This is a genomic window from Kitasatospora sp. NPDC058965, assembly GCF_042741245.1.
GTDB lineage: Bacteria > Actinomycetota > Actinomycetes > Streptomycetales > Streptomycetaceae > Kitasatospora.
This window is the reverse complement of the sequence record NZ_JBHYKG010000556.1, coordinates 1-2,481: the sequence shown is the minus strand read 5'-3', so window position 1 is coordinate 2,481 and position 2,481 is coordinate 1. Positions and strand designations below refer to the sequence as shown.

Annotated in this window: 1 protein-coding gene; it reads right to left on the bottom strand. The window is 69.6% G+C overall.

The annotated features are described in order from the left end of the window. Nucleotides 1-41: 41 nt before the first annotated feature. Nucleotides 42-2,249, bottom strand: coding sequence for an RICIN domain-containing protein (locus ACFW1A_RS40060; RefSeq protein WP_380418597.1), 2,208 nt, complete (start codon nt 2,247-2,249; stop codon nt 42-44). Nucleotides 2,250-2,481 lie beyond the last annotated feature (232 nt).

Sequence of the window (2,481 nt, the reverse complement as noted above, 5' to 3'; positions counted from 1 at the left end):
GAGTGGGCACCGACCGGCCGCGCCGTCGGGGGAGGGAGGGGTCAGGAGGGCGAGACCAGGCTCCAGGTCTGGTTGGCACCGCCGTCGGTCGGCCACTGCAGCACGGCGGCGGCGTTGTTGGTCGAGCTGTTGGTGAGGTCGATCAGCTGACCGTCGTAGACGCTCTTGAGCTGGACCAGGTTGGGGCCGGCGTCGACCAGGGTCCAGCGGGAGTTGCTCTTCCCGTCGTCGTGGTACTGGATCAGCTGGGTGCCCTGGGCGGTGGTCGGGCCGGGGATGTTGAGCAGCTTGCCGCTGTTGGCGTTGGCGACGGTGTAGGCGCCGCCGCCCTGGGCGGCGAACGTCCACAGCTGGTCCGTGGCCCCGTTGTCCTGCCACTGGACGATCGCGGCGCCGTCGGTGGTGGCGTCGCTCTGCACGTCCATCCGGCCGCCGCTGGCGCCGTTGACCAGCTTGTACCGGGCACCGGCGGCGGGGACCGGGACGAGCTTCCACTGCTGGCCGGTGCTGGTGGAGGCGGTCGCCTGCACCACGGTGGTCCCGGAGACGTCGATGTTCTGGCCGCTGGAGCGGGAGGTGATGGTGTAGGAGCCGCTGCCGGTGGGCGTGAGCGTCCAGTGCGAGTTGGCGGCGTGGTCGTCGGCCCACTGGATCAGCTGGGTGCCGCTGGTGGTCGAGCCCCCGGGGTCGTTGGCGAGGCGGCCGCTGTTGCCGTTGACCAGGCGGTAGGAGCCGTCGCCGTCGGGGACCAGCTGCCAGAGCTGGTCGTTGGCGCCGTTGGCGGGCTGCTGGACCAGGCCGGCGCCGTCGGCGGTGCCCGCGCCGGAGACGTCCAGGTACTGGCCGGTGGCCGCGTTCACCAGGTTGTACGGGATCGAGGTGTAGTGCGGGCCGGTGGCCGGGGTCAGCCGCAGCAGGCGGCTGGCGTGCGGGTTGAGGGTGGCGCTGAAGGTGCCGGTGGCGCTGCCGAGGTCGGTGTGGGTCCAGTCGTCGTGGACGGCGGCGGAGCCGGAGAAGCCGAGGTCGGTGAACTTGGCGGTGACGGTCTGGGAGGTGGCGGCGAGGTTGAACAGGGCGACGGTGTAGGACCCGTCGGGGTTGGCGGTGCTCCAGACCTGTTGCTGGGTCAGTTGGTCGACGGGGTGGGCGGGGTGGCCGGCCTGGTCGACGGCGATGACCTCGTCGTTGGTGAGCAGGGCCTTGTCGCCGGCGTCGAGGTTGGTGAGGTCGACGCCGAGCAGCAAGGGTGCGGCGTTGACGGCCCAGAGGGTCTCGGCGCTCTGCCGCTCGTCCGGGGTGAGGCCGTTGTTGGAGCCGTTGCCGACCTCCAGCGAGTCGAGGTCGTTCCAGCCGCCCGGACCGGCGTACGCGGTCCAGGCGGGGGCGTCGGCGAACCGGCGGGAGACGTTGTTCCAGTTGGTCAGCGGGTAGGAGGCGCTGCTCGGGCAGTAGCACTCGACGTCGCCGTCGATCCGCCAGCCGTTGGCGTACTTCTGCCAGGTGGCGGCGTTCTTGTTGTCCAGCGAGTTGGACAGTTCGAGGTGGATCGGGCGCCCGCTCTGGTTGAGCGCCTGCGACCAGTGCTGGATGTCGGCCGAGTCCCAGTCGCCGACCCCGTCGATCTTGAGGTAGTCGGCCCCGTAGGAGGCCAGTTGGTCGGCCCAGGAGTTGAGGAAGGCCTGGGCGGCCGACGGGTTCTTGGCGTAGTCGATGTAGTACATCGACCCGTTGCCGAAGTTGTAGTTGACCTCGTAGTGCGTGGTGTCGGAGACGATGTCCCGGGCGTGGAACGAGGTGCCCTGGATCGGCGTGTTCTGGTTGTAGGCGGCCACCGGGATGCCCGGGGTGAGGTACATGCCGAACTTCTCGCCCTGGCCGTGGACGTAGGAGGCCAGGCCGGCCATGCCGCTGGGGAACTTCGACGAGTCGGTGACCCAACGGCCGTACGTGTCCACGGTGCTGGCGGGGTTCAGGTACCAGAAGTCGTCGAGGTTGAGGTACGTGTACCCGTGCGCGACCAGGCCGCTGTCGGCCATCGCCTTGGCCTGGGCCTCGACGTTGGACTCGTTCGGGCTGTGGCGCAGGAAGCTCCAGGTGCTCCAGCCCATGGGTGGGGTGAGGGCCACGCCGTTGGACTGGGCCGCGGCCGGGGGTGCGGCGGCCAGCAAGGGGAGGGCGGCGGCGGAGAGCGAGACGGCCGCGGACAGGACGATCCTGGCGGCCGTACGGCCGCGTCGGGTGGGGCGCAAGGCAGGGCTCCCTGGGGGTGGGGTGGGTGGAGATGCCGGTGCTGCTCGATCAAAGTTCAACAGAATCGCTAGGGATCGCTCCGTTTCAATCGAGACAGCACATTAAGAAACGCGGTTTCTGAGGCCCTGTCAAGACTGCTGTTGCTTCTTGTTCGTTCTGGGGTCGAATGGGCGCGCCGGACGTTTCGGGCCGCCCCGCGGGAGGGAAGGAGGCGTCGAAGGGCGGTCGCCC